This is a genomic window from Tahibacter sp. (genome assembly GCF_035481375.1).
Classification (GTDB): domain Bacteria; phylum Pseudomonadota; class Gammaproteobacteria; order Xanthomonadales; family Rhodanobacteraceae; genus Tahibacter.
Map to the genome: position 1 here is coordinate 1 of NZ_DATIGT010000173.1, position 6,075 is coordinate 6,075.

Genomic DNA, 6,075 nt, shown 5'->3' on the forward strand with positions numbered 1-6,075 from the left:
TCGTTCGCGCTGCTGTCCGGCTGCGCGAGCGTGTCGCGCCGCGAAGGCGCCGACAACGTCGAGCGCCTGCTCCAGACGCGACTGCCCGGTGGATTCGCGTGGCGCAGCGACGCCGACGGCGCCGCGGCGATCGACGCGCGCAGCGCCGAATTGCTGAGTACGCCGCTGACGCCCGACAGCGCGTTCCGCCTCGCGCAGCTGCGCAACCCCGACATCGCGTCGCGCTATGCCGAGCTCGGCATCGCCCAGGCCGATGTCGTCGCCGCAAGCCGCATCGGCAACCCCGGCTTCTCCGCCTCCGCCCTCGCCGACGGCGGCGCGAGCACGGTCACGCTGGGGCTCGGCCTGCCGCTGAGCGACCTGCTGTTGCTGCCCTCGCGCAAGCGTCTGGCCGCCGGCGAATACGAACGTGCGCAGCAGACCATCGCCGCCGCACTCATGAATCTCGCGGCCGACACCGCCGATGCCTGGTATGCCGCGGCCGGTGCCGATCAGGTCGCCGTCATGCGCGACGCGGTGGCGAGTGCCGCGGCCGCATCGGCCGAACTCGCCGGACGGTTTCATGCGGCCGGCAACATCAGCGCGCTGCAGCTGAAACTCGAACAGGCCGCCGCGACGCAGGCGCGCATCGCGGCGACGTCCGCGAGGGCCGACGCGCTGCGTGCGCGGCTCGCGCTCAACGCGCGCCTCGGGCTGTCGGGCGCGCAGGCGTCGCAATGGACCTTCGCGCTGCCGCTGGCCGCGCCGGTCGAGCGCGAAGACGGCATCGACGCCTTGCAGACGCTCGCGCGCGAACAGCGGCTCGATCTCGCCGCCGCGCGCGGCGAGGTGGAGTTGCTCGCCGACGCCCTGTCGCTCGCGCGACGCTGGCGCCTGCTCGGCAGCGTCGAGATCGGCGCCGAGCGCGAGCGCGAAGCCGACGGCAGCCGCAAGTCCGGACCGACGCTCGCGCTCGCGCTGCCGCTGTTCGATCAGGGTCAGGCCGCGATTGCGCGCGCCCAGGCGCGGCTCGAGCAGGGCCGTGCGGCGCTCGCGCGGCTCGAACTCGACATCGACAACGACGTGCGCCTCGGCGTCGAGCGCGTCGCCGCGCAGCGCGAGATCGCGCAGGCCTACCGCGATGCGCTGATTCCGCAGCGCGAAGCCGTCGTCGCGCGCGAGGGCGAGCGCTTCAACTACATGCTGATCGGCGCCTTCGAACTGCTGCTGGCCAGGCAGCAGGAATTCGATGCCTATCAGGGCTATCTCGAAGCCGTGCGCGACTACTGGCAGGCACGCGTCGCGCTCGCGCGCGCCGTCGGCACGCGGCTGCCGAGCGACGCGCAGGCGCCGCGTCCCGCACTCGGCGTCGACGCGGTACTGCGGCCCGCTCCGGCTTCCGGGCACGGCGGGCACGAGGGCCATGGCGACGCGGACACGCGAGACGAACCGCCCGGCGACGTTCACCCGGGCCATGAGGCGATGAAGCATTCCGAGCACGGCGAGACCGGGCACAGCGAGACCGATCACGCCGGGCACGTCACGAAACAGGAGAAAAAGCCATGACGACGCGACGCGAACTGCTGCAGTTAATGGGCGCCGGCAGTGCGGGACTCGTGGCCGCGGCCGGCGCGGCGCGCGCGCAGTCCCCGGCCGCGCCGGTCGCGGCGCCGCCCGCACCGAAGCGCCGCGCGCAGGGCTATCGGCCCGTGCAGACCCTGAACGGCTGGACGCTGCCCTGGCGCATGAACGACGGCGTCAAGGAATTCCACCTCGTCGCCGAGGAAGTCGAGCACGAATTCGCGCCGGGCTGCCGCGCGCGCTGCTGGGGCTACAACGGCACGACACCGGGCCCGACGATCGAAGCCGTCGAAGGCGATCGCGTGCGCCTGTTCGTGACCAACCGCCTGCCCGAGGCGACGACCGTGCACTGGCACGGCATCGATCTGCCCAACGGCATGGACGGCATCGCCGGACTGAACCAGCCGCGCATCGAACCCGGCGAGACCTTCGTCTACGAGTTCACGCTGCGCCAGCACGGCACGCACATGTATCACCCCCATGCCGACGAGATGACCCAGATGGCGTTCGGCATGATGGGACTCTTCATCATCCATCCGCGCGACGGCGAGGAGGTGGCGATCGACCGCGACTACGCCTTCCTGCTGCACAACTGGGCGCTGCACCCGGGCACCTACCGCCCGGATCCGTCGATCATGCAGGACTTCGATCTCTGGACCTTCAATTCCAAGGTGTTCCCGGCGATCGACCCGCTGGTCATGCGCACCGGAGAGCGGCTGCGTATACGCATAGGCAATCTATCCATGTGGAATCATCCCATCCACATGCACAGCAATCCGTTCTGGGTCACCGGCTCGGACGCCGGGCGCTGGCCGCAGGCGCAGTGGCGGCGCGAGGTCACCGAGATCATCGGCGTCGGCCAGATGCGCGACCTCGAATTCCTCGCGACCGAAGCCGGCGACTGGGCGCTGCACTGCCACATGGCGCACCACACCATGGGACCGATGGGCCACGAGATTCCGAATCCGACCGGCGTGGACCAGCGCGGCGTCGAGGAGAAGATCCGCGCGCTGCTGCCGGGCTACATGGCCATGGGCAAGGACGGCATGTCCGAGCATGCGAGCCACGTCGCGATGGGCATGAAGGGGCCGGAGAACACGCTGCCGATGATGGCCGGCGAAGGTCAGTTCGGACCGATCGAGATGGGCGGCATGTTCACCGTCGTGAAAGTGCGCGACGATCAGGCACCCGATGACTATTCCGACCCGGGCTGGTACCGCTATCCGAAAGGCAGCGTCGCGCGGCGCATCAGCAGCGACCCGCAGTTCGGGCAACCGCACCGGCGCTCGCCTTACGGCCCGGCCAAACCGGCGCCGGCCGCGGAACCCGTCGACCACTCGCACCACGGCCACCACGGAGATTGACGCATGACGCTGCGCGCGTTCGGAGTCCTGTTCCTGCTGCTGGGCGGCGCCGCCTCGGCACAGCCCTCGGTGAGCGTCGCCGCCGATCCGCCGGACGCGACGCAGCAGCCGGTGCTCGCCGTCGTCGAACGCTTCGAACGCGCGCTCGCCGCCGGCGACCGCGCCGCCGCACTCGCGCAGCTCGCGCCGGAACTGCGCGTGTTCGAAAGCGGCCATGTCGAGCGCTCGCGCGAGGAATACGCGTCCGAGCACCTCGGCGCCGACATGGAATTCCTGAAGACCGCGCAGACCGCGCTGAAATCGCGCCGCATCGACGTGACCGCCGACAGCGCGCTCGTCCTCAGCGAGATCGAAATCCGCAGCGTCCGCGACGGCAGGACCGCGACGCGCGCGAGCCTCGAAACGCTGGTCCTGCATCACGGCACCGACGGCTGGCGCATCGTCCACATCCATTGGTCGTCGCGCGAGATAAGTCCGTAGGGCGCAATAAGCGCAAGCGCATTGCGCCATCGCAATCGCGCCACGCAACCGCGCCACACAACCGCGCCGCGTCACGCCGTGTATTCCACCGCACATCGATGAAGAGCGAGGCCAGACGGATGCACGGCGCAATGCCCTTCGGTTATTGCGCCCTACGCGTACCCACCGCCTGCACTACGGCAGAGTGCACCGCGTCAGCGTGTTGACCGACCGGAACGTCGGATAGTGAGCGTCGAGATCGTCGGCGTGCCGCCGAAGTCGATGCAGTCGGACTCACCCATCGCGACGGCGTCGGCGTAGGCCTGCTCGTAGTTCGCGTCCTGACCGAAGCCCTCGACCCAGACGACCTCGGCGGACGCGGGCGCCGCGACGGCGGCCAGCGCGGCGCATGCCGCAAGCTTTATGAACTTTGCGATATCCATGATTTTGTCACCTTGGCAATTTGTCTCCCCTGAGATCCCTGGGCAGCACAGCCGCGTGACGGACTCAACCGTGAAGTCGAGCCCCGACCTCCGCCGGACCCGGCGACTCCAAAAAATCGCCGGAACGCCGGTTCTGGATATCCCCTGAAGCAGTTCACGGCGGACTCACCGGCGCCATGTCCCACTCGGCGGTGCCGCCGTCGCCGACACCGGATCATCGAATGACGCCGTCTTCGGACCTGATCGTCGCCACTGCCGAAGGACTCCACTGCCCCGCCGGCGGCTTCCATATCGATCCGCTGCTGCCGGTGCCGCGCGCCGTGATCACGCACGGCCACAGCGACCACGCGCGCGCCGGCATGGGCTGCTACCACGTCGCCGCCGAATCGCTGCCGCTGCTGCGCTGGCGGCTCGGCGAAGCGGACTGCCGCGTGCATGCCTATGGCGAGACCTTCGAGCTCGGCCGCACACGCGTGTCGCTGCATCCGGCCGGCCACGTGCTCGGTTCGGCGCAGGTGCGCGTGGAATGCGACGGCGCGGTGTGGGTCGTCTCCGGCGACTACAAGCGCCAGCCGGACCCGACCTGCGCCGCGTTCGAACCGCTGCGCTGCGACACCTTCGTGACCGAGACGACGTTCGCGCTGCCGGTCTATCGCTGGCCCGACACGCCCGCCGTCGCCGCGGACATCCATGCCTGGCGCGCGGAATGCGCCGAGGCCGGCGAAGCCGCCGTGCTGTACTGCTACGCGCTCGGCAAGGCGCAGCGGCTGCTCGCCGAACTCGCGCCGGGACTCGACCGGCCCGTACTGCTGCACGGCGCGATCGCGGCCGGCGTCGAGGTCTACCGCGCTGCCGGCATCGCGCTTCCGCCGACCGAACTCGTCGTCGATCAGGCGCGCGCGAGCGACTACGCCGGCCGGCTCGTGCTCGCGCCGCCGTCGGCGGCGGGCAGTCCGTGGATGCGCCGGTTCCGCCGCGCGCAGACCGGTTTCGCGTCGGGCTGGATGCAGGTGCGCGGCAACCGGCGCCGGCGCAACGTCGATCGCGGCTTCGTCGTGTCGGACCACGCCGACTGGCCGGCGCTGCTCGCAACGATCGAGGCGACGCGCGCGACGCGGGTCGTCGCGATGCACGGCGACAGCGACGCGCTCGTGCGGGTGCTGCGCGAACGCGGCCTCGATGCCGGCACGTTCGGCGCCGCGCCCGAGGTCGAAGACTGATGCGCCGCTTCGCCGCGCTCTACCAGCGCCTCGACCGCAGCACGTCCACGCTCGCCAAGCGCGCCGCGCTCGTCGGTTATTTCCGCGACGCGCCGCAAGAGGACGCGGCCTGGGCGTTGTGGCTGCTGGCCGGCGGCAAGATCGGCGGCGCCAAGGCACGCATCGCCGGCACGCGCGAACTGCGCGACTGGATCGCGCAGGCCGCCGGCATGCCGGCCTGGCTCGTCGACGCGTCCTACGACCATGTCGGCGATCTCGCCGAGACGCTGACGCTGCTGCTGCCCGATCCGGAAACCGACGACGACACGCCGCTGCATGTCTGGATCGAGCAGCGTCTGCTCGCCGTCGCCGGTGCCGACGAGGCGACGCGGCGCGATCTCGTCGTCGGCGCGTGGCGCTCGCTGGCCTCCTCGCAGCGCTTCGTGTTCAACAAGCTGCTGACCGGCGCGCTGCGCGTCGGCGTGTCGCAGCGGCTCGTGCAGCAGGCGCTGGCCGAACTCGGCGGCATCGACATCGCGCTGATCGCGCAGCGCATGCTCGGCGCGTGGCGGCCGGGCCCGGGCTTCATCGCGCAGCTGCTGTCGCCCGGGCAGACCGCCGCCGACCGCGCGCAGCCCTACCCGTTCTTTCTCGCCTCGCCGCTCGAGGGCGAACCCGGCGCGCTGGGCCCGGTGTCGGACTGGCTGCTCGAATGGAAGTGGGACGGCATCCGGCTGCAGCTGATCCGCCGCAGTCGCGAGATCGCGCTGTGGTCGCGCGGCGAGGAGCGCCTCGACGGACGGTTTCCGGAAATCGAAGCCGCGGCGGCGCGCCTGCCGCGGCACTGCGTGCTCGACGGCGAACTGCTCGCATGGCGCGACGACGAGCCCGCGCCGCTGCCGTTCGCCGCGCTGCAGACGCGGATCCAGCGGCGCAAGCCCGGCGCGAAGAGCCTCGCCGAAGCGCCGGCCAGGGTGCTCGTCTACGACCTCCTCGAACTCGACGGCGAGGACTGGCGCGCGCGTCCGCTGTCGGAGCGGCGTGCCGCGC

General features: G+C 71.0%; 5 protein-coding genes and 1 pseudogene. 5 read left to right on the top strand and 1 reads right to left on the bottom strand.

Going from position 1 to position 6,075, the window contains the following annotated elements; genetic code table 11:
• The 3 genes from VLF18_RS11360 to VLF18_RS11370 form a co-directional block, all read left to right on the top strand.
• Positions 1 to 1,545 (top strand): TolC family protein (locus tag VLF18_RS11360; protein ID WP_325279736.1); only part of this gene is annotated, 1,545 nt, incomplete at its 5' end.
• The gene (locus VLF18_RS11365) at positions 1,542 to 2,924 is read left to right on the top strand and encodes a copper oxidase (protein ID WP_325279737.1); all 1,383 of its coding nucleotides are present in this window, start codon (positions 1,542 to 1,544) and stop codon (positions 2,922 to 2,924) included. The genes VLF18_RS11360 and VLF18_RS11365, both read left to right, overlap by 4 nt.
• Before the next feature lie 3 nt (positions 2,925 to 2,927).
• Positions 2,928 to 3,404 carry a DUF4440 domain-containing protein gene (locus VLF18_RS11370; RefSeq protein ID WP_325279738.1) on the top strand — a complete coding sequence of 159 codons (477 nt, stop codon included), beginning with the start codon at positions 2,928 to 2,930 and terminating at the stop codon, positions 3,402 to 3,404.
• 194 nt (positions 3,405 to 3,598) lie between these two features.
• Here the strand turns inward: VLF18_RS11370 and VLF18_RS11375 are convergent, their stop codons facing one another.
• Positions 3,599 to 3,826: a hypothetical protein gene (locus VLF18_RS11375; protein WP_325279739.1), complete on the bottom strand. Its 228-nt coding sequence runs from the start codon at positions 3,824 to 3,826 to the stop codon at positions 3,599 to 3,601.
• A gap of 221 nt (positions 3,827 to 4,047) precedes the next feature.
• On the opposite strand from VLF18_RS11375, the gene VLF18_RS11380 reads away from it, so the two are divergent.
• Together VLF18_RS11380 and VLF18_RS11385 are read left to right on the top strand one after the other, a co-directional pair.
• Positions 4,048 to 5,046, top strand: coding sequence for a ligase-associated DNA damage response exonuclease (locus VLF18_RS11380; protein ID WP_325279740.1), 999 nt, complete (start codon positions 4,048 to 4,050; stop codon positions 5,044 to 5,046).
• Positions 5,046 to 6,075, top strand: a pseudogene (locus tag VLF18_RS11385) (ATP-dependent DNA ligase); the annotation flags it as partial. The gene VLF18_RS11380 and the pseudogene VLF18_RS11385, both read left to right, overlap by 1 nt.

Coding starts and splice junctions, on each gene's coding strand:
- VLF18_RS11365 (WP_325279737.1), top strand. CDS start 1,542: ATGACGACGCGACGCGAACTGCTGCAGTTAATGGGCGCCGGCAGTGCG.
- VLF18_RS11370 (WP_325279738.1), top strand. CDS start 2,928: ATGACGCTGCGCGCGTTCGGAGTCCTGTTCCTGCTGCTGGGCGGCGCC.
- VLF18_RS11375 (WP_325279739.1), bottom strand. CDS start 3,826: ATGGATATCGCAAAGTTCATAAAGCTTGCGGCATGCGCCGCGCTGGCC.
- VLF18_RS11380 (WP_325279740.1), top strand. CDS start 4,048: ATGACGCCGTCTTCGGACCTGATCGTCGCCACTGCCGAAGGACTCCAC.